The sequence below is a fragment of the Maritalea porphyrae genome (genome assembly GCF_030159895.1).
Taxonomy (GTDB): Bacteria; Pseudomonadota; Alphaproteobacteria; order Rhizobiales; family Devosiaceae; genus Maritalea; species Maritalea porphyrae.
On record NZ_BSNI01000002.1, the window covers coordinates 1,423,645 to 1,448,614 of the forward strand.

The following is a 24,970-nucleotide window of genomic DNA, read 5'->3' on the forward strand; positions in this document are numbered from 1 at the left end:
CACAAAACGGGCAAAAATCATGGACAACTGCGACAATGCTCGTTATCAAACTTTGACCTGAAATTCACCCAATTGAAGTAAGCAAATATGCCTGAACTCCTGCTCGAACTGTTTTCAGAAGAAATCCCTGCGCGTCATCAACGTCGCGCTGCAGAAAACTTGAAAAAGCTCGTCACTGACGCGCTGGTAGAGCGAGGTTTGCTTTATGAAGGCGCTGTGTCGTATGCAACGCCGCGACGGCTGACTTTGTCTGTTGTTGGCGTGCCTGCTGCATCTGCCGCCACCAAATCGGAACGCAAGGGTCCGCGAACTGACGCACCTGAAAAAGCAATTGAGGGCTTTTTGCGCGCCGCCGGACTAACGTCCGTTGACCAGGCGACGATTCAAAATGATCCCAAAAAGGGTGATTTCTACGTCGCCATTACCGAGAAACCCGGCGAGAAGGCCACCGATATTGTGGCTGACATCGTACCGCAATTGATCGAAAAGTTTCCGTGGCCAAAATCTATGCGTTGGGGCAGCGGAAAACTGACCTGGATCCGTCCACTACGTGCCATCACAGCAACATTTGCGGTTGAAGGCGACGAGACAGAAACCATTGAATTCGAGATTGATGGGGTGAAGTCAGGCAACACCACTTTTGGTCACCGCTTCTTGGCACCAGATGCGATCAAAGTGCGTCGCTTTGATGACTATGCGGCAGCACTAGAGAAAGCAAAGGTTGTTCTTGATCTCGATCGTCGGATGGAAATCATTCGCGCGGACGCAGATAACCTGGCTTTTGCGCAAGGTTTGGAAGTGATTGCAGACCAAGGTTTGCTTGAAGAAGCAGCCGGCCTTGTCGAATGGCCCGTTGTGATGATGGGGAATTTTGAAGAAGAGTTTTTGCAATTGCCTGAAGAGGTGGTGACAACTGCCATTCGGTCGCACCAAAAATGTTTCTGTTTACGCAATGCTGAAACTGGCAAGCTGGCCGATCGGTTCTTGCTGATATCAAATCTTGAAGCACCGGATGGCGGCAAAACCATCGTTGCAGGCAATGAGCGGGTGATCCACGCGCGATTGTCTGACGCCAAATTCTTCTATGATACGGATTTACATGCGCCGCTTGAAAGCCGGTTACATAAGCTCGACGCGATGGTGTTCCACGAGAAATTAGGCACTCAATCAAAACGTGTTGAACGTCTGATCGAGTTGGCTGCACAATTGGCACCGATGGTTGGCGCGCATGCCGACGACGCTGCGCGCGCAGCTAAATTGGCAAAAGCTGATCTTGTGACCGACATGGTGTTTGAGTTCCCTGAACTGCAAGGTTTGATGGGGAAGTATTATGCTGCGGCACAAGGCGAGAAACCTGAAATCGCAAGTGCAATTCTTGATCACTACAAACCATCCGGTCCAAGCGATGAAGTGCCAACTGATGCGGTTTCAATTGCTGTCGCGCTGGCGGACAAGCTAGATATTTTGACGGGTTTCTGGGCGATCGACGAAAAACCAACAGGCTCCAAAGATCCGTTTGCTCTGCGCCGCGCAGCGCTGGGGGTGATCCGAATTTCGCTCGAAAATCAGCTTGATCTTGATTTGGCTGGAATTGTGAAGTCTCACATGGAACGCATTTCGGGCGTAGATGACGCTAAAATTGCTGACCTCATGTCGTTCTTTGAAGATCGTCTGGTTGTGCAAATGCGTGATAGCGGTATCAAGCACGACGTGCTGGATGCGGTTTTGGGCAATGGTGGATTGGCTAAAGGCTTCACGCTGCCAAGCATCGTGGCGCGCGCCAAGGAGTTGGCGACATTGTTGGAAAGTGAGGCGGGCGCAAGCTTGCTTGCAGGATATCGCCGAGCCGCAAACATTTTGCGTGCTGAAGAGAAAAAAGACGGTGTTTCTTACAATGACGCGGTCAATAACAGTGCGTTTTCGCAAGACGAAGAAGCGCAGCTATTCTCTGCGATCAAAGTGGTCAACGAAAGCGTTGCAGCCAACATTTCAAACGAAGAATTTGCAGCAGCCATGGCTGACCTCGCTTCCTTGCGTGAGCCTGTTGATGCATTCTTTGAAGATGTGTTGGTCAATGATGATGATCCAAAGGTACGGATCAATCGTTTGAATTTGCTCGCAAAGTTGCGCGATACGATGCATTTGATCGCGGATTTTTCAAAACTGGCTGGATAAACATCATTCTGGCCACAAGGAGGGGACAATGGCGCAACACAAAGTTGCACTTCTCGGTGTGCCGGTTGATCACAATTCTAGTTACTTGCCGGGTGCTGCATTAGCGCCTGCGCGCATTCGTGAGGCAATCCACAGCGATAGCTCGAATATGTGGACCGAACTTGGCGTCAATCTTGGCGAGCAAGGTGTTTGGGCCGATATGGGCGACGTGGCTGTGAATGGCGAAGATCGTGAAGAAACGTCGAATAGCATCCGGCAAAAGGCTATTGAATTGATCAAGCAGGGCGAGCGGGTTATCTCGCTCGGTGGCGATCATTCGGTTTCCTATCCACTTATTGACGCCCATGCACAAAACTATGACGGGCTAAACGTCCTGCATGTGGATGCCCACGCCGATCTCTATGGTGATTTTGGCGGCAATCCATTGTCTCATGCTTCGCCATTTGCACGGCTGATGGAAACGGGCGGGGTGTCACGCTTGTTGCAGGTTGGCATTCGGACTTTGAACGACCACCAGCGAGAACAAGCAGCGCGCTTTGGCGTAGAGATCATTGAAATGAAAGACTGGTTGGACAGTGCGAATATTGGCTTTGATGGGCCGGTTTACATGTCCATTGACCTTGATGGTCTTGATCCTGCGTTCGCGCCGGGGGTATCGCATCATGAACCCGGTGGCTTTAGTTCGCGTCAGGTGATTGATCTAATTCATCGATTTAAGGGGCCACTTGTCGGTGCTGATATTGTGGAGCTTAACCCACACCGAGACATCAATAATATGACAGCCATGGTCGCCGCGCGCTTAACCAAAGAAATAATTGGTCGTTTACGCACCGGCGCATAAATGCAAACAATTCATTCACCATATTCAGATAGATGAATATCGCAATTATACGTAGTTTCGCGAGTTGAGTGGCTAAAGAGTAAAATGAACAAAAATTTGACTGCAAAACTTGTGTTGGCTGCCAGTCTGTTGCTTGTGCCGAACGCCGCGTTTAGTGCAACGTTTGAATTGAAAGCGCCAAGTGCGAGCGAGCGAGGGTGGTCCGCAAAGGCAGACTGCGAGTCCAAGGCAGGCGGTGCTTGTGCATCTGCCTATTTCTGTTCCAACAATATCTGGATGGCGGCCACGGCATTTGATCGTGTGCAGGACCGTCGCTATGCGGGCGAGCAATTGATCATCGTAAGAGATGGTCAGCCGATTTGTGCGGTGAACTAAGCAGAACCTACTTTGATTTAAACGGGGCCATTCCTTGGTTGGCTAGGTCGTCAGCACGCTCATTCCCTTCGTGGCCTGCGTGGCCTTTCACCCAGTGAAAGTCGATCTTGTGGCGCTCAAGTGCTGAATCAAGTAACCGCCATAAATCCTCGTTTTTAACCGGCTTTTTTGCAGCGGTTTTCCAGCCGTTTCGTTTCCAATTATGCATCCAGCCGGTCACGCCGCCTTTGACATATTGGCTATCCGTATAAAGGTCGATTTCGCAAGGGCGTTTGAGTGCGTTTAGCGCCTCGATGGCGGCCATCAATTCCATCCGGTTGTTAGTGGTCAGCTCTTCGCCACCGCAAAGCTCTTTCTCTTTTCCGTTGAAACGCAGCAAAGCGCCCCAACCGCCCGGCCCGGGATTGCCTGAACATGCACCATCAGTGAAAATCGTTACCCGCTCAGCCATGCCATTCTTCTTTTGTCAGCTTGTGAAAGCTGAGTTCTTTACCTGAGTCGTCATGTTCTGTGTGGGTAAATTGCATGCCAATTTTGCGCAAAATGTGCACGGAAGCCGCATTATCGATAAATGCATATCCGATGAAATCTGCGTGGTCGGTCGCGCGGAAGATCCAATCGCGAAGTGCAAATGCCGCCTCTGCGGCATATCCTTGGCCCCAGAATGCGTGTTTAAGCGCATAGCCAATTTCGGGTTCACCTTCATGCAACCCAAATCCGGCTCGACCGATAAATGCGCCATCGCTTTTGCGAAGGACACGAAATTTGCACCATCCATAGGCTGCATAATCATCGCGCCATTGTGTCATGCGTCGTTCGGCATCCTCACGCGTTTCTTCGCGTCCGGAAAGATGTTCGGTAACTCTGATATCACTGTGTAGGTCTAGTACATCGTCAATATGCTCAGGCAACCACAAACAATATGCGAGCCGCTCCGACTGCAGGATCAGCTTTCCTTCAGACATGTTAGGCGCTGCGTAGTTCGCGTGGAACGTTAAAGGCGATATTTTCGGTAGCAGTTACCTTGGCGGAAACAGAAATGTCAAAACGTTTACCAAATGCCTCGATGATCTCGTCCACCAACTCCTCAGGGGCAGACGCCCCAGCCGTGATGCCCAGTGATTTGATACCTGTAAATTGGTTCCAATCGATTTCGCTTGCGCGCTGCACCAGCATAGATTTCGAACAACCACCTCGATCAGCGACTTCAACAAGACGCATCGAGTTGGATGAGTTTGGCGCGCCAACAACGATCATTGCATCGACCAATGGCGCGACCACTTTCACCGCTTCTTGGCGGTTGGTTGTGGCGTAGCAAATATCTTCTTTGTGCGGCGCTGCAATTTCTGGGAAACGCGCACGCAGAGCGGCAACAATTGCGGCGGTGTCATCAAGCGATAAAGTGGTCTGCGTCACAAAAGCAAGTTTCTGATCGCTTTTAGGTTTGAAGGTTGCGACGTCTTCGACGGTTTCAATAAGGCTAATTGCGCCCTCAGGCAGCTGACCCATTGTGCCGACGACTTCTGGGTGGCCAGCATGACCGATCAATATGATTTCAAACCCAGCCTCAAAATGCCGCTGCGCTTCCACATGTACTTTGGATACAAGCGGGCAGGTGGCATCGAGATAGAACATGTTGCGATGTTTGGCTTCAACTGGCACGCTTTTCGCCACGCCGTGAGCAGAAAAAATGACAGGCGCATCGGTGTCGGGAATCTCTTCCAATTCCTCAACAAAGATTGCGCCTTTTGCCTTCAGTCCATCGACAACATATTTGTTGTGCACAATCTCGTGGCGCACATAAACGGGCGCACCATATTTTTCGAGCGCGAGTTCCACAATTTGGATCGCTCGATCAACACCGGCACAAAAGCCGCGCGGCGCACAAAGTAATATTTCCAAAGGACTTTTTTTTGCCATAGATGTGAGATGCTTTGTTCTGGAACTGGTGTCAAGTTGGTTGCACTTTACGGCGACACTAAGTCATACTAAACAAAATCTGTTACGCAATCTAGGTCGAGCTGAAGTGCCGCTAACTGTATCCCAACAAATGTTCGCGATTGCACCAGCGAACGAACGCCCGCTTCTGTCGCGTGAGCAAGAGCGCTTGGTTGTGGGAAAAGCGGCTTGGGTATTCGCTATGGCGAGATCTGGTCAGCGCGTTTGCCCAACGATCTGCATCACGCGAGAGGCTTGGGAAGCTGTAAAGTCAGCAAAGCCGGGAAGTCCACTACACACCAATTGGGTCGCAGCGCTTTTCAAATTGGTTCCAAAGGGTGAAGAGCCGCCTCAGCTTGTGGTGCGGACTGCAGCGCAAACGCACATGGCTGGCTTGGCTCGTGTACGCGGCAAAGTCGATGCGCCAAAGCGCGAAAGCGATGCGGCCGACACATCGAAGCCGCTTGGGCGTGCAATTGATAGGGCGTTCGAATCATATCTGCACGGCACACCAGTTTGGACAATTGATACGGGCCGCGATTTGTCGCTTGAGCAAATCGTTTTGGTGCAAGCCGCGACCGAACAAAAACCGTTTTCAATTTTGACACGCAGCACATCAACTGGTGAACTCGGGCCATTCAAGTTGCAAGGGCAACCCGAACTGCCACAACTGGCCAATCCCGTTGCAGCCAAGCAGCTCTGCCGCAAGATGGATGCGCTTTCCGGCGCACACATGGTTTGCCTTGTTGCTGAGGACAAAGGTGAACTCGTTTTCTTGTCCGCTCGACCAGTCCAGGCAAACATCTCGGCGAATTTGGAAGCTGCAATAGACCGGGTGAGCAATGGTGATTGGACGCCGCGTAAAGCGGTGTCGGAAATCGATCCAGCACAATTGCCGCAAATACTGCACCCACGCCTAACGGGTAAGAAACGCGGTACACCGCTTTCCAACGGCCTTGGTGTATCTCCTGGCGCCGCCAGTGGCGCAATTGTGTTTTCATCAGAGGACGCGTCGCGATACCGCGCACGCGGCAAAGATTGCATATTGGTTAGCGTTGAAACTGGACCATCCGATATCGAAGGTATGCAGGCTGCCGCGGGCATCCTAACTGCGCGCGGTGGCATAACTAGCCATGCTGCTGTGATCGCGCGCGTGACAGGAAAACCATGTGTTGCCGGCGTGCGCACCATGTCGATTGACCCAGACCATACAAAGGTGCGCCTTGGCGAGCGTGAGTTTTTGGCTGGTGCGGAAATCACAATCGATGGTGGCACGGGCGAAGTCTATGCGGGCGCGTTGCCGCTCAGTCAGCCAAAAATCGGGGGTGCACTGGGCACGCTGCTTGATTGGGCAGATGGCAGTCGCACGATTGAAGTGCGTACGAACGTAGAAACAGAAGAGTCAGCACGCATTGCGCTTTCATTTGGTGCAGAAGGTATTGGCTTGGCGCGTTCCGAGCATATGTTCTTTTCGACCGAGCGTATGGTTGCACTGCGGCGTATGATCTTTTCGCAAAATGATCGCGACCGTAAACAAGCACTGGATGGTTTAGTCGAATATCAAGCAGATGATTACGCAAGGCTCTTTTCCACCATGGAAGGGTTGCCCATCACTGTTCGTCTGTTCGATCCACCTTTGCATGAGTTTCTGCCGCGAAGCGAAGAGGAGCTTGAAGACGCCGCTGCGTCATTGGGGCTTGAAACTGAACGGCTGCGCAATCGACTTGAGCGCATGGCGGAAGTGAATCCGATGCTTGGGCACCGTGGCTGTCGGTTGGCAATTTCACATCCCGAAATATTGGATATGCAAATTCGAGCGTTGATTGCTGGCGCGCGCGCTGCAATTGATGCACATGATATTCAAGTCAATTTAGAAATAATGGTGCCGTTCGTATCATCCGCACGTGAGGTGAATTGGGTGCGGACGAAAATCCTGCAATTAATGGAGCGGTTGGGTGTCAATCAAACCGAGAGCTTCAAGTTTTCTATTGGAACGATGATCGAACTGCCACGGGCCGCTTTGCGTGCTTATGATATTGCAAAGCATGTGGACTTCTTTTCATTCGGCACAAACGATTTAACGCAAACGACATTTGGCATCTCGCGTGATGACGCACCAGCATTTTTGGCGACCTATCAGCGGCGTGGTCTCTATGATGCTGATCCCTTTGTTACAATTGACAAAAAGGGTGTCGGTGAACTGATCAAGATTGCCATTCAGCGCGGCAAAGAAGCTAATCCGGATCTCAAAATCGGGATTTGTGGCGAGCATGCGGGCGATCCGGAAAGTCTGCGATTCTTTGCGGGATTGAACGTTGATTATGTGAGTTGCTCACCTTATCGCTTGCCAATTGCTCGTCTTGCCCTTGCTCAGTCGCAAAACTAGCAAACTTAACCGACCATAAAATTGCCATTAAACGACCACAACGCGGCCCGCGTACGGGCCAACTGTGTCCATAACTCGTGTTTACACCCCATAAACCAAGATTTGAGATAATAGCGGGGTCGGCATGTGTTTGGTCGATTGAGTAGCATCGAGTTGAGTATGAGTATCTATCTGGCCGCCCGGCTTCAACAGGCCCGGCGAAAAAAGGCAAATGCCTTTAAGCGCGGCTGCGCTTTGCTTAGTTTTGCAGTGACCACAACAGCAGCGCTGGTGGCATGGCCTCATCACATGAATACTGAGTTTGCCGTCACAATGGCAGACATCGCTTCGCCCGTTCAAGTGGCTGAGGCAAAGCCCGATGGCATTGCGGCAATGTTCAATCAATCAATATTTGAAGCACAGAAAGAACTTGAGCTTGGCCCCGCAGGACCGAGTGCCGAAGAGATATCTAAGAGCTTTAGCAACTTGCGTTTTGCGATGCTTGAGGCGCGAACCAAAACACCGCCGAAGATTGATATTGATCCTATAAAAGTTGCTTCGATTTCCCCAAAGGCTGCGCAAACCAAAGCGTTGAACCGCGCTGAACGCTCTTTTGGCGCTGCAGCACAGACAATGCCGGAAGTCGCGGCTCTTGATGCAATTAATGCGTTGGGCGACCAGGAAGTGGGGGGTGAAACTCGCGACCCATCTCTTCCTTATCCAGTAACCGTGCCCACCAAACTTGCCTACGCACGAGATAACGCGCCAAGCTTGAAGGACTACAAGCCAGTGATGACGCAGGCATCCATGGATGCGAACAAAAAGCAGCATTGGTGTCTGGCAACAGCGATCTATTTTGAAGCGCGTGGCGAAAGCTATCGCGGGCAGGTGGCCGTTGCGCAAGTGGTGCGCAATCGTGTGAAGCACAAGGCCTACCCAAATTCGATTTGCTCAGTGGTGTTTCAGAATCAAAGTTGGAAGAATCGCTGCCAGTTCTCATTTGCATGCGATGGCATCCCCGAGCGCGTGAACGAGAAAAACGCTTGGAAGCAAGCAGAAGAAATTGCCACCAAAGTAATCAATGGTGATATTTATCTGCCGGAAGTGGCGAATGCGACGCACTATCACGCCAATTATGTTTGGCCAAAATGGGCACCCAAGCTGAAAAAGCTAACCAAAATCGGTGTGCACATTTTTTATCGGTTCAGAAGTGGGTAGGCGAAGGTCGCCTACTTGCAACCGATATAACTGCCCAGCGAACTACAACCTTCGTCGTCGCTTGCGGCGAAGTCGTCGAGACCGTGAATGAATTTCAACAATTCACGTCCCTGCAACTTCGACACAATAATCAATGTGGTCTCAGCAAGTGGACTTGTCGAAACCTCATCCACATTTATGCCAGGATAGAGCACATGCTTTGATTGCATGCTGTCGGTTGAGTAGGTGCCTGTAGAAGTCGTTGCGATATTGACGTTGAACACGTGGCCCGCGCTGATCTTCTTGACAGTTGCCGAGGACATTGGGTTTAAGTCCACATAGTCTTCAACGGTTACGTTGTAGAGCTTTTTGTCAATCCGTACCAAGTCGTCCAAGTCGATGGCGCCAGGTGTGCTGTTTGAGCTTCCGCTGGCTACATCCAGAATATTGGATGCGAATGCTGGGTTGGCGAATTTGAAGCCACTTTCCGCGATAAACACGCCAGAAACTGCTGCAAGCACAAGGGCAAGCGGCATAAGATTGGTTTTGTTGCGAACAGTGCCAAACATATCAAATCCTTAAATCAGCAGTATGCTTTAAGGATTTATCAACCAATGCCCCCTGAGGTCAAAGCAATGCTTAACATAGGGTTAATTTGTGTTTCGTATTGAAACATATGAATGTTTTTTATTTCACCGGCCCCAAAATCGAATTGAAAACTGAAACAAACTGTTCATGGGCTACGTGGATTGGCCAAGGGCGAATAAGCTGTTCAAAATCAGGCAGATCAAAACTCGCTAAAGATGGTTCGCCGAAGATCTTTCTCGCTTCAGAGGGCTCAAAACCAGCAAGATTTACAGCTTCAAAATAGGCAGCTTCTTTGTCGGCCTTTTTGATGAGCTTTGCTATCGACGTTGGCGCTTTTGCAGCAAGCGAGAACCGCACGTGAATAGCACCCAAGAGTCGGTTTTCCAGGTCTTTATATTGTCCACCCATTGCGGCTTTCAGAGGGGAGATAATGTCGCCCATTACATATTCAGGCGCATCGTGCAAAAGAGCGTATAGTCTGCTGCTCCCATCCAGATCAGGTTTTGCGCCTAATGCTAAATGCATCACCAAAACTGAGTGTTGAGCAACGGAAAACGCATAGTCCCCGTTTGTTTGCCCATTCCAGCGGGCAACGCGCGCGAGGCCGTGAGCTATATCACTCAATTCAACATCAAGCGGCGAGGGGTCTAACAAGTCAAGTCGGCGCCCAGACAACATGCGTTGCCAAGCGCGTTGCGGAGCACGGGCCATCTTTATTCCAGCAAATTTGCGTCAATAGAATCGCTAAAAAGCGTAGCTTGCCCAAGAAGGCACGGCAAGCTGAACAAGCTTTTCATTGACCATGCAATGGGTTGGGTCATTCACCTTATCAAGTCGCACCAAGCCAATGCCTTTTATACCGCATGCTGAAGTTACGGTGCCGATGGTTTTTCCATCGGATGTGATGGCGTCATCGCCTTTAAGTGCGTCTCCGTCAACACAAGTAGGTCTCTTGCGCGCCGTACCGCGATGCTGCATGCGAGAGACAACCTCTTGGCCGATGTAGCAGCCTTTTTTGAAATCGACACCACCGAGTTGGTCCATACCAATATCGTGTGGAAACAAGCTGTTGCTTTCGAAATCGTCGCCCATTTGCATAATCGCGTGAGCAATGCGTGCGTTTTCAAACTTGGATTGATCCTCCGACCAGTTTGACGCATCCGTCGCATAAACACGATAACCCATTCCGGGTCGCGTATCTTCAACAGCATCTTTTTCAACGGCGTCGGTCCAACCGGCAAACAAGTCACTTCGCGGCGTTATGGTGACGTCAGCGCGCATTTTGTAAAGGCGCATGCGTTTGGCAAAATTGTCTAGTTCGTTGGCCGAGAAATCAAGCAAGAATCCATTCTCAAGCGCCGAGATCAGCCCTTCCACCAAAATTTTGCCTTGCGGCGCAAGCAGCGCAAACCATCGCGCTTTTTTCTCTAGCGGCGTGGAAAGGTTGCACGTCAGCGTGTCATGCAACAGTTTTTGTGCATCGGGCCCACTGATATGGACCAGTGCACGGTCCAATTTAACAATTTTTCCCATCAATCGCTCCGTTTGCCTTGCTCTTACAACGAGCATCGCGTTACACCCCTTAAAAGCAATCCATAACAGCTTCTTCAGGACGCACCAGCATGAATGCCAAATTTGACACTATTTTTCTTAATGGAACTGTTGCCAATCACAATGGCGTCACCAAAGGAGATGTGGGGGTCATAAATGGCAAAATCGCAGAAGTTGGCGACTTATCTGGACGCGAAACCGAAGCGTCCGTTGATTGTGCGGGTCTGCACATTTTGCCGGGTGTAATTGATACACAAGTACATTTTCGCGAACCAGGCAATGAGCATAAAGAAGATTTAGAATCAGGTTCGCTTGCTGCGGTCATGGGGGGCGTAACAGGCGTGTTTGAAATGCCAAACACCAATCCTTTGACCATCGACAAGGCAACTTTCGAAGATAAGATCAAACGCGCAAAGCACCGCATGCATTGCGACTTTGCATTCTATATCGGCGGAACACATGAAAATGTTGATCAACTGCCCGAGCTAGAAAAAATGCCCGGCTGTGCTGGTGTAAAAGTCTTTATGGGTTCATCGACGGGTTCGCTCTTGGTTGAAGACGATGATGGTGTAGAGAACATTCTACGGGCGATCTCACGCAGAGCTGCATTCCATTCTGAAGATGAGCCACGATTGGTTTCGCGCGAGCATTTGCGCGTTGAAGGCGATCCAAGTTCGCACCCTGTTTGGCGCGACGTCGAAGCCGCGGTGAAATGCACCAAACGGTTGCTTGCGCTATCAAAGAAAACAGGAAAACGCATTCACGTGCTGCACATTTCAACGGCAGATGAAATGGCGTTGCTGGCGGAGCACAAAGACCTTGCAAGTGTTGAGGTTACACCTCACCACCTAACGTTGGACGAAACAGCTTACGACAAGCTGGGCACCTATGTGCAAATGAACCCACCCGTGCGCGATGCGCAGCATCGGGCAGGCATTTGGGCAGGTGTGGATGCAGGCATCGCCGATATTTTGGGTTCAGATCACGCGCCGCACACAAAGGAAGAGAAAGATCAACCTTATCCAAAATCACCATCTGGCATGACTGGTGTGCAAACACTGGTGCCGGTGATGCTGGATCACGTAAATAAAGGCAAAATGACACTTGAGCGCTTTGTGGATATGACAAGCCATGGGCCAAATCGTCTCTTCCAAATCGCAGGCAAAGGCCGCATCGCAGTTGGATACGATGCCGATTTGACTATTGTTGATCTCAAGCGCAAGCAAGTGATTGATAACAACTGGATCGCTTCAAAGCCTGGTTGGACGCCATATGATGGCGTAGAAGTCACCGGTTGGCCCGTCGGTACAATTTTGCGCGGCCACAAAGTGATGTGGGAAGGCGAATTGGTTGAGGCTCACAAAGGCGAGCCAATGACATTTGCAGAATCGCTGGCCAACTAGGCGCTAGTCGCCTGCAACGAAATAGCGCCATTCGCCATTGGCATCGATTCCAACGCGAAAGAAATACCAGCCGCCATAAAGCTGCATTTCTTCCAAGTCTTGGTGACTGACGATCTTATAGACATCAATCAGCTCTTTGGGGCTTAGGTTCTCGAGATCGTTGGAAGCATAGGCGGGCCAGACATAAATCTCCGGCTCTCCGTTTTCTGCTGGTGTGATCGCGTATGGTGCTTCGAGCAACTCAATCATTATCGCCATTAGCTCACGGCCTTCGCCGTCATTTGACGAATCTCGCAAAAACAGAATCGGATCAAGTACGGCTCCGAATGACAGAACGGGCATGTTGGTCTGCCGTTTGATTATTGGGCGAAGCGCTTCGGCGTCGCCAGATTTTGCAGCGGCCAACAATTCATCTCGGGCCTGACGCACTTTTTCTGGAAGCAGTGACAAATCTCGGCGAATCTCCAAGTTTTGATATCCTTGGCGCTCTTCTCGCTCTGGCGCATCAGGGATAATCATCCGTTCATCGCCCTCCGACAATGGCTCACCTTCGCTTGCCATTGGAACAGGCGTTGAAATTGGTGAGTTGGAATAGGCGGCGGCTGGCGCAACCAAGCAAATCGTCGACATAGCCAGTGCGCAAATTACGTTGCCAATAGTTGAATGCGTCATTCAGGTCCCCAAATTGCCATTGTCGCAAGTTTTGCACAAAGCGCAGCATTTGGGCAGTAATTATTGCAATGTGCGGTCGACCGTATATTCGCCCTGAATAACCTTGTCTGGAATGCGTTTCATCAACTCGCAGATTGCGGTTTCACCGTAAAGCTCCACAAGCGTTGCAAGGCCAGCAAAGATTGCCGCATGCGCCAACGCTTCGGTTTTAACCTCTTCACCTTCGGCATTGCGCCAAGCTTCGGCCAAATATTGCAGGGCGCGTTTTCGTGCTTCGTCTTCGCGCTCAAAAAGCGCTTGGCTGTTTTCGTGATGGAACATAGATGCGGTACTCCTGACACGGAAAGGTTTAACACGCACTTGAGGTGTCGTAACCACAGAAGTGATCAAAAGGTTAACGCGTAGGGGAAAACTTTATTCAGCAAACCTTGTGTGGATATTTTTGGAGATTTCGGCACCTTCTTCAATGAACCTTTTCATCATGGTTTGGGCGTTGAAGGTACATCGCACATGTAGTCGACTGAAATCATAATATCCGTTGTTAAATGAAGCAGTTAGTCGTTCACGACGATCCTCATCCACCTCTTCAAGATCCATCAATTCAGCAAATTGGTCGCGCCAGTTGGTGCCAGATTGCATGCATAAATCGTCAAGGTGATATAGCGCCCCCATAATGGTCGCCAACCGTTCCATATCTGCTTGATAAGGCGGATCAACGGCAAATACAGCCGGCACTTGAAACAGCGATATTCCAAGCGCAAGAATCACATGTTTGATTGATAGACTGTTCACAAAAAGACTCCGGTCCCTACGTCTTTTGTACGTAAGGACCGGCTCAATCTCAAGCCTAACCTTTATTGGATGATTTCAAGGTCAGGAATGAACGCGCGCGCGGCGAAGGCGAACGTGATTTCATGCACCACATGGTTCCCATTTTTATCGACTACGGAAATATTGCCTACATCCCGACCATCTGAAATCCGGGATGTATCAAGTGCCGAGGCTTGTCCTGCGCTCCAAGAAAACGTCAAACCGTCTTTGCTAAAACTGCCGTCTTCACTGAGTCTTGGTAGCGCCACTGCGAATGGCTTGCTGCCTTGGATCAAAATGACTCGCACCATGCCATTTATGTCTTCTGGCATTTCACCCCTAAACAAGAATGGCTGAGAGGTCCGATCATATCCCGCATATGGGTTCCGACCAAGTTGTGAAATTCGACGAGGATCTGGCAATAGCATTTTGCCATCGGGATATTCTTGTTTGAACAAATCAAGGCTCATCAAGCGCGAAGGGTATGATTTTAGCTTTCTGCCAGCATGAACACCCGCCAGTGCGTTGCCGTCGAACTGTTGCCACCAGCTTTGGGTTGGGCGGTCGTACATGATCAAATCTGAATTGCGTAACTTTCCAGATGTGCCGAACGTAACCGCCTCACCATCAATGGTTCGATCAAAAACGATCGATGTATTGCACAGTGGACAAAATGTAACTGCGACCGGCACGCCACCGACATTATCATTGACGATTTCGTGCCACATCATAATCCGCAACGGGTAGGCGCGTGCATCGCCATTAAGCTCCAAACCGATAACCGGTTCATTGCCGGGAATGATGATGTTGTTGGAGACATCTTCAAATTTCGGTTCATCAATTGAAGGAATGTTGTCGCGCCCAATAACGTCAGTGACGTCCCAATATGGAATGGTGGCACGTGAAAAATCAGTTTTCCAGCCTTCAGCAACCCACCGACCTGGCGTTTCTTGGCTTTCATATAGCGGGATATTTTCCGCAAATGCGGTTTGAGTTGCAAATCCGCCGGCACTTATCGCCATTACCGCCAGAATGCGCGCAAAGCTTCTAATCAACATTGGGTCCTCCTCATTTGAGAAGAATGGTGCAACAGTGGCATGGCTGAAACAACTCAAGCATTCTCACGCTTGTGTGATTGCCTTTGGCACATCACTTGCTTTTGGAGAATAATGCCCAGGCGGCTTTGACGGTTTCTTCAAGCTTTGGCGTTGTGTGACAACGGTGCAGGTCTTCAATGCCAATCACTGCTGTTGCGGCGGCATCATCTAGTGCGACGGCGTGATCAATGTCCGCAGTGCCAGTAAACACATGTAACTCGTGACGCGGCACATCAAAGCTGAGTTTCTTCACAAACTGTAACTGCTCAACCTGCAAGTTGGTCTCTTCCATCAACTCCCGGCGAATGGCGTCGATAAACTGCTCGCCCTTTTCGACGCGACCGCCAGGTAAGCTCCACAAGCCTTTATATGGCGGGTTTGAGCGTTCAACCAACAATACTCTATCCCCGCTAAACAGGGCAGCACTTACAGCATAAACGAGTTCGCCGGACATGGGGCTCATAGTGGTGGTAGTCGCCTCTTCACAGGTGATGCTTTTACGATTGAAGTGTTAGTTTGAGCATGTTCGGAGATTCTATCAAGGATCAAATCCAACTGCTCAATAGATTTTAGATAGAGCTTACACACAAAGCAATCGTCACCCGTTACCTTGTCACATTCGACAATTTCTGCCGTATCCATGATAAGCTTTTGAACCATCTGCAGCTTTCCCGGCATTGGGTTTATCCGAACTACGGCGCGCAACGGGTATCCAAGCTGAGCGTGGTCCACGCGCAATGTGTAACCTCCGATTGTGCCGCGTTCCTCTAAGCGCTTGAGGCGCTCAGATGTGCTTGGTGAGGAAAGTCCAACAGCGGACGCCAAATCCTTAAGCGGTGTTTTCGCGTCCTTGTGCATAATGCCAATTATTTGCCGATCTACATCATCCATTTAGGTAAATCCATGTTCCGTATTAATAAAATTAGGTCTATCGAACAATATGCCTAATGTGAAGTGTTTGCAAATTTGATGCTTGCAAATAGGCTTTAGCCAACAAAGGATGGAAAACATGAAAAGTACAACTGTTGGCACGATCGAAATGGTCGCCGCGATGCTTATATCAGGTACGATCGGCTATTTTGTCGTCATATCTGAGTTGCCGATATTGAATGTAGTCTGGTTTCGTTGCCTGCTCGGCGCTATCACCTTGCTCGCAATCTGCTGGATGCTTGGTTTTCTAAAACGCGACCATTTCACCAAGCGTGTTCTGCTTCTGGGCGGCATTAGCGGCGTAACCGTTGTTGCCAATTGGGTATTGCTGTTCTCGTCTTTTTCAAAGGCGTCAATAACCATTGCTACGGTTACTTATCACACGCAGCCATTTATGCTTGTCGCGCTGGGCGCTCTTTTTCTGTCCGAAAAAGTCACGCTGAGCAAAGTCTTTTGGTTGTCGCTGGCATTTGTCGGTATGGTTTTCGTTGTCCAAGCCCGGCAAGCTGATGGATCAGGCACAGACTATTTGCTGGGCATTGCGATGTCTCTAGGGGCAGCATTCTTGTACGCGATTACCGTAATACTTGTGAAAAGGCTGAAAGGTACGCCACCGCATCTTGTTGCGCTCATTCACGTCAGTGTGGGGACTATTTTGCTTGCGCCGCTTGCCAGTTGGGCTGTGCAGCCTGAAACGACCGTTCAATGGACAAGCGTCCTGGCGCTCGGCATCTTATGTACAACGATTATGTACATCATCATGTATGATGCCTTCCAAAAGCTCAGCACGTCACTTACGGGCGCATTGTCATTTGTTTATCCAGTTGCGGCAATTGTTGTTGACTACATTGCGTTTGATCGACAGCTAACAATGGGCCAATGGATCGGGTCTGCAGCAATTTTGTTTGCCGCCTGCGCGATGACACTTGGATGGAAAATGCCATTCCTCAAAGCGTCCAGCCCTGCGCGTACATAGTTTTTGGCGAATAATTGAGCTTTTTAGGCAAAACACAGATTTTGCAATAAGGTCTCTTCAGGTTGCTAGTAATGAGCAAATGGGGATACTTTATGCAAGATGATATTCGGCCGCGCACGGCGCAAATTAACGGCGAAAGCTGGGGCGCTCGAGCACATGATTGGGCGGACATTCAAGAAAAAACTGTTCAAGCTGTTTATGAGACAGTCTTTAAGGAGGTAGCGCTGGGTGAAGGGCATCATTACCTGGATGCCGGGTGTGGATCTGGTTTAGCCGCAAGTTTGGCGGCAGAACGCGGCGCAAATGTGAGTGGCGTAGATGCCGCCGCCGCTCTGATTGAAATTGCGAAGGCCCGCACCGTTGATGGGGAGTTTGTCGTTGGCGATATTGAGGAATTGCCTTTCGAAGACAATTACTTTGATCTCGTCACAGGGTTCAATTCCTTTCAATATGCTGGGAATCCTAAAACCGCGCTCCGCGAGGCAGGACGAGTTTGCAAGCCGGACGGTCATATTCTCATTATGACATGGGGCGAGCCTGAAAACATGGAGGCGGCTTCCCTAGTTGCTGCGCTAAAGCCGCTGATGCCGCCTCCACCACCGGGTGCTCCCGGCCCATTTGCGCTTTCTGAAAAGTCAAAGATCCAGGACTTTGCGACAGCTGCGGGCCTTTCGCCCATTGAAATTCTCGATGTACAGAGCCCTTGGAATTACCCGGATCGTGAAACCGCTATCCGCGGACTGATGAGCGCTGGAACGGCGAAAAGACCAATTGACGAACATGGTGCGCAAGTGGTTCACGACGTCTTTGCCAAGGCACTAGAACCATTTGAGCAGCCAGACGGGCGTATTATCATCAGCGCGTGGTTCAGATGTTTGCTTGCCAAGAAATGATTTGAGGAGTTTTAATTGGCGCAATTTATTTCCGCAGTTAGCTTGGTCGTACCTGACTACGACCAAGCAATAGACTTTTATGTTGGTCAATTGGGTTTTGAACTCGTTGAAGATACAAGACTTTCACCCACCAAGCGCTGGGTGACCGTCGCGCCACTGGGCAGTCAGGAAACCCGACTTTTGCTGGCAAAGGCTGACGGCGAAACGCAAACGGCGTCAATTGGAAACCAAACAGGCGGACGCGTGTTTTTGTTTCTCACCACTGACAATTTTGTACGTGACTTTTCGCATTATCAAAAGCTTGGGGTGAGATTTCTGGAAGCGCCTCGACACGAGGTTTATGGCTCCGTTGTTGTTTTTGAAGATCCATTTGGCAATAGATGGGATTTGATCGAACCAAAGAAATAAGACTTGTCTTGAATTTGTTTCGTCGTTGACGCACCATAAACAAAATTGCAGTGAGCGAACCTGATGTGCGGTAGACTGGACCTCAACGATACACGCGTTGAAATAAATAATGTTTTCAAAACCAAGGGTGGTATTCCATTCCCGCCGCGCTACAATATTGCGCCCACACAACCCGTGCTCACTGTGGCCAATATGCCTGCCGGCCGTGATGCGGTTCTGATGCGCTGGGGGTTGGTGCCACATTGGGTCAAAGACCCACGTGACTTCTCTGTTCTAATCAACGCGCGAGTTGAGACAGTGCTGGAAAAACCGGCCTTTCGCTCGTCGATCAAAAACCAACGTTGTGTTGTGCCCGCTAGCGGCTACTATGAATGGTTGAGGGAAGGGGGCGAAAAGCAGCCTTACCATATCTCGAAGTCTGACGGTAAAATGCTGGCATTGGCTGGCATATATTCCACTTGGGAAGGGCCAAATGGCGAGGAGATTGATTCAATGGCCATTTTGACCCAAGAAGCGACAGGCGATTTGGCAAAAATCCACCACCGCACCCCAGTTCATCTCAATGCCGAACAAATGGACTTATGGCTCGACACAAAATCGGTTACCGCCAAAGAAGCGCTCACCCTAGTTGAGCCACTTGAGCGGGTCGGCATGAAATCTTACCCCGTTTCGAAAAAGGTCAATAATGCACGAAATGAAGGCGAAGAACTGATCGTCCCGATCGACCGTGATGCCAAAGAAAGCAAAACGGAATCTCTTTCCAAAGAACCGGTTGGCAAGCCCAACAGTGATCAAATGGATTTGTTCTAATTCCGTCGTGACAAAACTTTGCCCGGGTTCAATATTCCTTTTGGATCAAGTGCTTGCTTGATGGAATACATCATATCAAGGGCAACAGGGTCCTTCTTTTGCTGCAGCAAACCCGCCTTCATTTGGCCTATGCCGTGTTCGGCCGATATTGAGCCATTTAAGTCATCAACAATTTCGTACATCCCGTCATGAAGTGCAGCGGCATGGCCGCGCAATTCGCCTTTCGGCATGTCGATAGGCGCCAGAAAGTCATAATGGATATTGCCGTCACCCATGTGACCAAAGGCGAAAGAGCGAATGCCAGGAATGACCTTTTCCGCCATCGCGTCACCACGCTCAATCAGTTCTGGTATGTTTTTCACAGGCACCGAAATATCATGCTTGATGCCTTCAGCTTCTCGTGTTTGGCACTCGGCGTAGTTTTCGCGCATCAGCCACATCATTTTACGGTCAGCCAACGATTGGCAAACCGACGCATCGCTAATCAGCTCCGCTTCAAACAATGCCTCGAGTGTGGACATCAACGCACCGGGTTCTTCGCCGTCAAAAAGCGAATATTCCATCAAAATGTGCCATGGGCTTGCGCTGGCACGTGGATCGCGTTCGGCAAGACCGTGTTTGATTTGCAGCTCGATGCCAAGTGTCGGTAAAACCTCAAACGAGGTGACTTTATTGCCCGATTTACGGCGCACCATTTCCAGCACTTCAACGCCAGCTTGCGGATTTTCGATGTTCAACAACGCGGTTTCAAATGTCGTCGGACGCGGAAACAGCTTCAGTGATGCAGCAGTGATGATGCCTAGCGTACCTTCCGCACCGACCAGCAGGTCTTTTAAGTCGTAGCCAGTGTTATCTTTGCGAAGCTTTGAAAGGCCATTGTAGAGCCTGCCATCGGCCAAGACAGCCTCCACGCCCATGCACAAATCGCGCGAGTTTCCATAGGCTAGAACCGCAGTGCCGCCGGCGTTGGTCGACAAAATGCCGCCAATTTGGCAAGAGCCTTCAGACCCAAGCGATAGCGGGAACAGCCGGTTCTTTTCCTCTGCGATTTGCTGCGTTTCCAGCACAGTTGTTCCAGCTTCAACAATCATCACATTAGTCGCTGGGTCTATGTCGCGCACAGCCTTTAGCTTTTTTAAAGAGATTATAACTTCACCACCGTCCAACGGGACTTGGCCACCCACCAAACCGGTATTGCCGCCTTGTGGGATGACGGCAACGGCATTTTCATTGGCCCAAACCATAATCTTTTGTACGTCTTCGACGCTTGTTGGTGTCAGCACAAAGCTTGGCTGAGCGTTGTAGAGCCTGCGCGGCTCTTCAGCGAAAGCGGCCATATCTTTTGATTCGCCCATCACATTTTGTGCGCCAATCAGAGCGGCGAGGGCCTCAAAGCGTGCTTTAGGTGCGGACATATCAACTCAACATCATCTTTTGGGGGAACAAGTGCGGTCAAAACTTGCCCGTTTCGCCCGCCTGTGTCAAAACCCAATTTAAGATTATTCATTTGCGGAGTGCATTTATGACTGACGGCAACCTGATGAAGGGCAAACGCGGCCTGATTATGGGCGTAGCGAACAATCGTTCAATCGCTTGGGGCATTGCTAAAGCAGTGGCTGGCCAAGGTGCTGAACTAGCGTTTACCTATCAGGGTGAAGCGCTCAAGCGCCGTGTTGACCCTTTGGCTGCTGAAGTTGGCTCTGATCTTGTTGTCGAATGTGACGTGACAGACGAAGCCGCAATGGACAAAGCATTCGCCGAGATCAAAGAAAAATGGGGCACCATCGACTTTGTTGTTCACGCGATTGCATTTGCTGACAAATCAGCACTTGAAGGCCGCTATATCGACACGACCGTTGAGCAGTTTAAGCACTCAATGGAAATCTCAGCGTTTTCATTGGTCGCGGTTGCAAAGCGAGCGCGCGAGTTGATGACAGAAGGCGGATCAATCCTGACACTCACTTACTACGGTGCGGAAAAAGTCATTCCAAACTATAATCTTATGGGTGTTGCAAAAGCCGCTCTTGAAGCCTCCGTGCGCTATCTTGCAGCAGATCTTGGCCCTGAAGGCATCCGCGTAAATGGCATTTCTGCTGGTGCCATTAAGACGCTTGCGGCGTCAGGTATTGGCGATTTCCGCAAAATGCTTGCTTATGGCGAAGAAAACTCTCCGCTACGGCGCAATGTGACTACAGATGAAGTTGGAAATGCCGGCATGTATATGCTGTCTGACTTGTCATCTGGTGTAACCGGCGAAATCCACTATGTGGATTCCGGCTATAACGTGATGGGCATGTCTGTCCTGAAAAAAGAAGACTAACTGGGGGCGGCCTATCCGGGCAGCAAAACCCCTTCAAATAATTGGTGTTTTATGTCCAGTGACCATTGGCCGCTCATCTATTTTATTCGCCACGGCCAGACCGATTGGAACAAAGAACAACGTTTCCAGGGGCAACGCGATATCCCGCTTAACGACCACGGACGCGCCCAGGCCGATGCGAATGGTTTGACACTGCATTCGGTTCTAGAACAGCATTCGATTGACCCAAAGCAGCTCGATTGGTTTTGTTCGCCGCTCGGTCGAACGCGTGAAACTATGGCGCGTGTTCGCGCCGCATTTGATCCCGATTTGCCTGAAGTCGAGTTTGACAAGCGGTTGGTGGAAATATCGTTTGGTGAGTTCGAAGGCGTGTTGCTAACCGAAATTGAACGGGATCACCCAGATCATTTCGCAGCTCGGGAGACGAGTAAATGGGATCATTTGCCGCCAAACGGTGAAAACTACGAAATGCTTGTTGAGCGGCTTGAGAGTTTCCGCCGCGACAAGATCAAAGGACCATCAATAATTGTTGCACACGGCGGCGTTGCTCGAGCGATTCGACGCATTGTTACTGGCTTATCCGGCAAAAACCTCGATCAATGGATGCCGCAACAAGACAAGGTCATGCGTCTCCTCGACGGCAATATCGAATTCTTTGGCTGACTACGGTCAGCAATCAAACTAAAAAATCCGAACAAACTGCAGTGAAGCAGTCATAACAGCAACGAACATCAAAACTGCGATTACTGCAAGCAAAGAACCACACTCTTTATAATAGGTATCGATGAGTAGTTTGGGGCATTCCGGGTGAAACTGCATAATGCCGACCGGCCAAAAAGTCCCAGCGTAGTACGCAAATCGTTCGTATGATGGATCGGACCTCAATAGCCGCCAAGTTCTATAAAAATACAAAACTGCTGTTACTAACATCGTAACCAGTGCAATGTTCGTGATATGGTAGAGCATTAAGCCAAAATTCAAGCGTTTCAGTGGTGTAAACAGAACACAATTCTAGCAAGAATACTGAAAATATGTCATTGGATTCTTTTGTTTAGTTAATTGACGCCACAAAACTCCAAATATGAACCGTACAAGAGCGCACTTGTTTAAAGCAACATCAAGCTCCAGTTCGTTGTGAGGACCGAACCGAAGGGAATGCGGCACTTCGTCCGCAAGGCACAACAGCGGTGTCATAGAATGCGATGAGCCTGGGGAAATGTTGGAGTGGCTGCCGGTGCAAGGCTCAGTCATGAAGATTTCTAACGGCCAAATTGAGACATTTGGCGAATAGCAATCATACTTTGGTGATGCGCTCACGCCTTGGTTGCGCTTGACCAAATGTGCGGGTAACCCTAGAAACGTCTCACCTAGCAAAAACCATGAATTTTCAGGCGATAAATGTCACACAACTCATTCGGACAGATGTTTCGGTTCACTACTTGGGGCGAGAGCCACGGCCCAGCCCTAGGCGTGGTTATTGACGGCTGTCCGTCGGGCCTGAGAATTGATGCGGAAACCATTCAGCGCGATTTGGATCGTCGCAAGCCTGGCCAGTCAAAATATACGACCCAGCGGCGCGAAGCTGACGAAGTGAAAATCCTGTCTGGTGTGTTCGAGGACGATCGCACAGATGGATTGCGCACAACTGGCACGCCGATATCGCTAATGATTGAGAATACCGATCAGCGCTCTAAGGACTATGGCGACATTCGCGACAAATATCGCCCTGGCCATGCAGATTTCACCTACCATCAGAAATATGGCATTCGCGATTATCGCGGTGGCGGGCGTTCCTCAGCGCGGGAGACAGCAGCGCGTGTTGCTGCAGGCGCAGTGGCAAAGCTTGTTATTCCTGATGTTCAAATTCGCGCCTCGTTAGTGCAGGTTGGGCCGCACAAAATCGACTATTCGCGCTTTGATTGGGACGAAGTAGATAACAACCCATTCTTTTGCGCGGATCCGGTCGCAGCCAAAGAGTGGGCGACGTACTTGGATGGCATCCGTAAAGAAGGCTCATCAGTTGGTGCGGTGATCGAAGTTGTTGCGGAAAATGTGCCTGTCGGTTTGGGCGCGCCTGTTTATGGCAAACTCGACCAAGATTTGGCTTCAGCTATGATGTCCATTAATGCTGTAAAAGCAGTTGAAATCGGCGCCGGCTTTGAAGCAGCGGAACTAACTGGCGTCACCAACGCTGATGAAATGCGCGCAGGGCAGGAGCAACCATATTTCTTGTCTAATCATGCGGGTGGTATTCTTGGCGGTATTTCCAACGGTGATCCGGTGGTTGTGCGCTTCGCGGTAAAACCAACGTCATCGATCTTGGTACCGCGACAAACTGTGACCGAAAAAAACCAAAACGCAGACATTATCACCAAAGGCCGCCACGACCCATGTGTGGGCATTCGCGCGGTGCCTGTTGGCGAATCTATGATGGCGCTGGTGCTGGCAGATCATCTGCTACGCCACCGCGCGCAAACTGGTAGAGAAGGTGGCATTGGCCATGAATGAGCTAGATCAACGTGTTGAAGCAGCAATCGCGGCAATCGCAGCAGGCGAAATGGTTGTTGTCACTGACGATGATGACCGCGAAAATGAAGGTGATCTAGTGATGGCCGCTGCCGCAGCTACGCCGGAAAAGATGGCCTTCATCATCCGAAATACATGCGGCATTGTGTGTGCGCCAGTAACACAAGAGATTGCACAAAAGCTGCACCTCGACCCTATGGTTGCGAGCAATAATGCGCCGTTGGGCACAGCGTTCACGATCACCGTCGATGTGAAGCACGGCACAACAACCGGCATTTCGGCCGAAGATCGTACCGCAACAGTGCGCGCGCTAGCCAACGACAATGTAGGCGCAAGCGACTTTGCACGCCCGGGCCACGTGTTTCCACTGGTAGCCAAAAAAGGTGGCGTGCTTTTGCGCTCCGGCCATACAGAAGCAGCGGTAGATTTATGTCGCCTTGCGGATCAACCAGAAGTCGGTGTGATCTGCGAGTTGGTCAACGATGACGGCACAGTAAAACGCGGCGATCAGGTTAAAGAATTTGCGGAAGAACATAACCTTGTTCTGGTGTCAGTTGCTGATTTGATTGCCTATCGTCAGCGCCGCGAAAAGCTTGTTGGTCGTGTCGCAACATTCCCGATTGATACGGTTGCTGGTCGCGCAACAGCGTTTGCTTACAAAACACCATTTGATCGCGTTGAGCATTTGGCAGTTGTGTTTGGCGATGTGGAATCCGGGGAAGATATTCCTGTTCGTTTCCAGCGTGAAAATATTCTAACAGACGTGTTTGGTGATGCCGAAGCGCTGAACAGTTCTGTCCGAGAATTAGCAGGAATCGGCCACGGGATTCTCGTTTATTTGCGAGAAGGTTCAACCGGCGTTGCCGCATCTTCATCAAAGCATCAGCGCGAAGATGAGGACCATGCAAGCGCCTTGGACCGCGAAGAAGAGTGGCGCGAAATCGGATTGGGCGCGCAGATATTGAAGGATTTGGGCGTGCGCTCAATCAAGCTTCAAGCGACGAAAAATCGTCATTATGTGGGCTTGGACGGCTTTGGATTGAAGATTTCAGAAATCAAGATAAGTGATTAATTTGAATCACTAAATTGGTTTAG

General features: G+C 50.2%; 26 protein-coding genes and 1 pseudogene. 14 read left to right on the forward strand and 13 right to left on the reverse strand.

Annotated elements, in window-relative coordinates; genetic code table 11:
* The first annotated feature begins 87 nt into the window (after nt 1-87).
* The 3 genes from glyS (at nt 88) to QQL65_RS10350 (ending at nt 3,391) form a co-directional block, all read left to right on the forward strand.
* A complete protein-coding gene (gene glyS, locus QQL65_RS10340; protein WP_284364268.1) occupies nt 88-2,175 on the forward strand; it encodes a glycine--tRNA ligase subunit beta in 2,088 nt (695 codons plus the stop codon).
* Nucleotides 2,176-2,203: 28 nt separating this feature from the next.
* A complete protein-coding gene (speB, locus tag QQL65_RS10345; RefSeq protein WP_284364269.1) occupies nt 2,204-3,016 on the forward strand; it encodes an agmatinase in 813 nt (270 codons plus the stop codon).
* 84 nt (nt 3,017-3,100) lie between these two features.
* Nucleotides 3,101-3,391, forward strand: coding sequence for a hypothetical protein (locus QQL65_RS10350; RefSeq protein ID WP_284364270.1), 291 nt, complete (start codon nt 3,101-3,103; stop codon nt 3,389-3,391).
* Between the two features lie 7 nt (nt 3,392-3,398).
* Here the strand turns inward: QQL65_RS10350 and rnhA are convergent, their stop codons facing one another.
* The 3 genes from rnhA to ispH are packed head-to-tail and all read right to left on the reverse strand — an operon-like array spanning nt 3,399 to nt 5,311.
* Nucleotides 3,399-3,842, reverse strand: a complete 444-nt coding sequence (gene rnhA / locus QQL65_RS10355; protein ID WP_284364271.1) for a ribonuclease HI — start codon at nt 3,840-3,842, stop codon at nt 3,399-3,401.
* Nucleotides 3,835-4,356, reverse strand: coding sequence for a GNAT family N-acetyltransferase (locus QQL65_RS10360; RefSeq protein WP_284364272.1), 522 nt, complete (start codon nt 4,354-4,356; stop codon nt 3,835-3,837). The genes rnhA and QQL65_RS10360 overlap by 8 nt, the downstream gene beginning before the upstream one ends.
* A gap of 1 nt (nt 4,357) precedes the next feature.
* Nucleotides 4,358-5,311 (reverse strand): 4-hydroxy-3-methylbut-2-enyl diphosphate reductase, encoded by a 954-nt coding sequence (gene ispH / locus QQL65_RS10365; RefSeq protein ID WP_284364273.1) that lies wholly within the window; start codon nt 5,309-5,311, stop codon nt 4,358-4,360.
* A 28-nt stretch (nt 5,312-5,339) separates the two neighbouring features.
* Here ispH and QQL65_RS10370 point away from each other — a divergent pair, with 28 nt between their 5' ends.
* A complete protein-coding gene (locus QQL65_RS10370; protein ID WP_284364274.1) occupies nt 5,340-7,715 on the forward strand; it encodes a putative PEP-binding protein in 2,376 nt (791 codons plus the stop codon).
* A gap of 801 nt (nt 7,716-8,516) precedes the next feature.
* A pseudogene (locus QQL65_RS10375) lies at nt 8,517-8,912 on the forward strand (cell wall hydrolase); the annotation flags it as partial.
* Between the two features lie 11 nt (nt 8,913-8,923).
* On the opposite strand, the gene QQL65_RS10380 reads toward QQL65_RS10375, so the two are convergent.
* The 3 genes from QQL65_RS10380 to ygfZ all read right to left on the reverse strand — a co-directional run bounded on the left by QQL65_RS10380 (nt 8,924) and on the right by ygfZ (nt 11,012).
* On the reverse strand, nt 8,924-9,460 hold the full coding sequence (locus QQL65_RS10380) for a hypothetical protein (protein ID WP_284364276.1): 537 nt from the start codon (nt 9,458-9,460) through the stop codon (nt 8,924-8,926).
* A 118-nt stretch (nt 9,461-9,578) separates the two neighbouring features.
* The gene (locus QQL65_RS10385; RefSeq protein WP_284364277.1) at nt 9,579-10,190 is read right to left on the reverse strand and encodes an HD family hydrolase; all 612 of its coding nucleotides are present in this window, start codon (nt 10,188-10,190) and stop codon (nt 9,579-9,581) included.
* Between the two features lie 33 nt (nt 10,191-10,223).
* Nucleotides 10,224-11,012, reverse strand: coding sequence for a CAF17-like 4Fe-4S cluster assembly/insertion protein YgfZ (gene ygfZ / locus QQL65_RS10390; RefSeq protein ID WP_284364278.1), 789 nt, complete (start codon nt 11,010-11,012; stop codon nt 10,224-10,226).
* Nucleotides 11,013-11,101: 89 nt separating this feature from the next.
* On the opposite strand from ygfZ, the gene QQL65_RS10395 reads away from it, so the two are divergent.
* Nucleotides 11,102-12,433 (forward strand): dihydroorotase, encoded by a 1,332-nt coding sequence (locus QQL65_RS10395; RefSeq protein ID WP_284364279.1) that lies wholly within the window; start codon nt 11,102-11,104, stop codon nt 12,431-12,433.
* A gap of 3 nt (nt 12,434-12,436) precedes the next feature.
* Here the strand turns inward: QQL65_RS10395 and QQL65_RS10400 are convergent, their stop codons facing one another.
* The 6 genes from QQL65_RS10400 to QQL65_RS10425 form a co-directional block, all read right to left on the reverse strand.
* On the reverse strand, nt 12,437-13,105 hold the full coding sequence (locus tag QQL65_RS10400; protein WP_284364280.1) for a hypothetical protein: 669 nt from the start codon (nt 13,103-13,105) through the stop codon (nt 12,437-12,439).
* A gap of 60 nt (nt 13,106-13,165) precedes the next feature.
* Nucleotides 13,166-13,426: a hypothetical protein gene (locus QQL65_RS10405; protein WP_284364281.1), complete on the reverse strand. Its 261-nt coding sequence runs from the start codon at nt 13,424-13,426 to the stop codon at nt 13,166-13,168.
* A gap of 93 nt (nt 13,427-13,519) precedes the next feature.
* Entirely contained in the window at nt 13,520-13,897 is a 378-nt protein-coding gene (locus QQL65_RS10410; RefSeq protein WP_284364282.1) for a TIGR02301 family protein, read from the reverse strand.
* 62 nt (nt 13,898-13,959) lie between these two features.
* Nucleotides 13,960-14,973 (reverse strand): DUF3179 domain-containing protein, encoded by a 1,014-nt coding sequence (locus tag QQL65_RS10415; protein ID WP_284364283.1) that lies wholly within the window; start codon nt 14,971-14,973, stop codon nt 13,960-13,962.
* Nucleotides 14,974-15,064: 91 nt separating this feature from the next.
* Nucleotides 15,065-15,466: an NUDIX domain-containing protein gene (locus QQL65_RS10420; RefSeq protein WP_284364285.1), complete on the reverse strand. Its 402-nt coding sequence runs from the start codon at nt 15,464-15,466 to the stop codon at nt 15,065-15,067.
* Between the two features lie 5 nt (nt 15,467-15,471).
* Nucleotides 15,472-15,903 (reverse strand): Lrp/AsnC family transcriptional regulator, encoded by a 432-nt coding sequence (locus QQL65_RS10425; protein ID WP_284364287.1) that lies wholly within the window; start codon nt 15,901-15,903, stop codon nt 15,472-15,474.
* Between the two features lie 118 nt (nt 15,904-16,021).
* Between QQL65_RS10425 and QQL65_RS10430 the strand changes: the two genes are divergently transcribed.
* From QQL65_RS10430 to QQL65_RS10445, 4 genes are all read left to right on the forward strand, one after another.
* Nucleotides 16,022-16,918 (forward strand): DMT family transporter, encoded by an 897-nt coding sequence (locus QQL65_RS10430; protein WP_284364289.1) that lies wholly within the window; start codon nt 16,022-16,024, stop codon nt 16,916-16,918.
* A gap of 71 nt (nt 16,919-16,989) precedes the next feature.
* Nucleotides 16,990-17,811 (forward strand): class I SAM-dependent methyltransferase, encoded by an 822-nt coding sequence (locus tag QQL65_RS10435; protein WP_284364290.1) that lies wholly within the window; start codon nt 16,990-16,992, stop codon nt 17,809-17,811.
* 15 nt (nt 17,812-17,826) lie between these two features.
* Nucleotides 17,827-18,219 (forward strand): VOC family protein, encoded by a 393-nt coding sequence (locus QQL65_RS10440; RefSeq protein WP_284364292.1) that lies wholly within the window; start codon nt 17,827-17,829, stop codon nt 18,217-18,219.
* A 63-nt stretch (nt 18,220-18,282) separates the two neighbouring features.
* The gene (locus QQL65_RS10445; protein WP_284364293.1) at nt 18,283-19,029 is read left to right on the forward strand and encodes an SOS response-associated peptidase; all 747 of its coding nucleotides are present in this window, start codon (nt 18,283-18,285) and stop codon (nt 19,027-19,029) included.
* On the opposite strand, the gene QQL65_RS10450 is transcribed toward QQL65_RS10445, so the two are convergent.
* A complete protein-coding gene (locus tag QQL65_RS10450) occupies nt 19,026-20,444 on the reverse strand; it encodes an FAD-binding oxidoreductase (RefSeq protein ID WP_284364295.1) in 1,419 nt (472 codons plus the stop codon). The genes QQL65_RS10445 and QQL65_RS10450 overlap by 4 nt on opposite strands.
* Nucleotides 20,445-20,551: 107 nt before the next feature.
* On the opposite strand from QQL65_RS10450, the gene QQL65_RS10455 reads away from it, so the two are divergent.
* The 4 genes from QQL65_RS10455 (at nt 20,552) to ribB (ending at nt 24,947) form a co-directional block, all read left to right on the forward strand.
* Nucleotides 20,552-21,349 (forward strand): enoyl-ACP reductase FabI, encoded by a 798-nt coding sequence (locus QQL65_RS10455; RefSeq protein WP_284364296.1) that lies wholly within the window; start codon nt 20,552-20,554, stop codon nt 21,347-21,349.
* Nucleotides 21,350-21,400: 51 nt separating this feature from the next.
* Nucleotides 21,401-22,012 (forward strand): histidine phosphatase family protein, encoded by a 612-nt coding sequence (locus tag QQL65_RS10460; protein ID WP_284364298.1) that lies wholly within the window; start codon nt 21,401-21,403, stop codon nt 22,010-22,012.
* Between the two features lie 735 nt (nt 22,013-22,747).
* Nucleotides 22,748-23,857: a chorismate synthase gene (gene aroC / locus QQL65_RS10465; RefSeq protein ID WP_284364301.1), complete on the forward strand. Its 1,110-nt coding sequence runs from the start codon at nt 22,748-22,750 to the stop codon at nt 23,855-23,857.
* Nucleotides 23,850-24,947: a 3,4-dihydroxy-2-butanone-4-phosphate synthase gene (gene ribB, locus QQL65_RS10470; RefSeq protein WP_284364303.1), complete on the forward strand. Its 1,098-nt coding sequence runs from the start codon at nt 23,850-23,852 to the stop codon at nt 24,945-24,947. Before aroC ends, ribB begins: the two co-directional genes overlap by 8 nt.
* Nucleotides 24,948-24,970 lie beyond the last annotated feature (23 nt).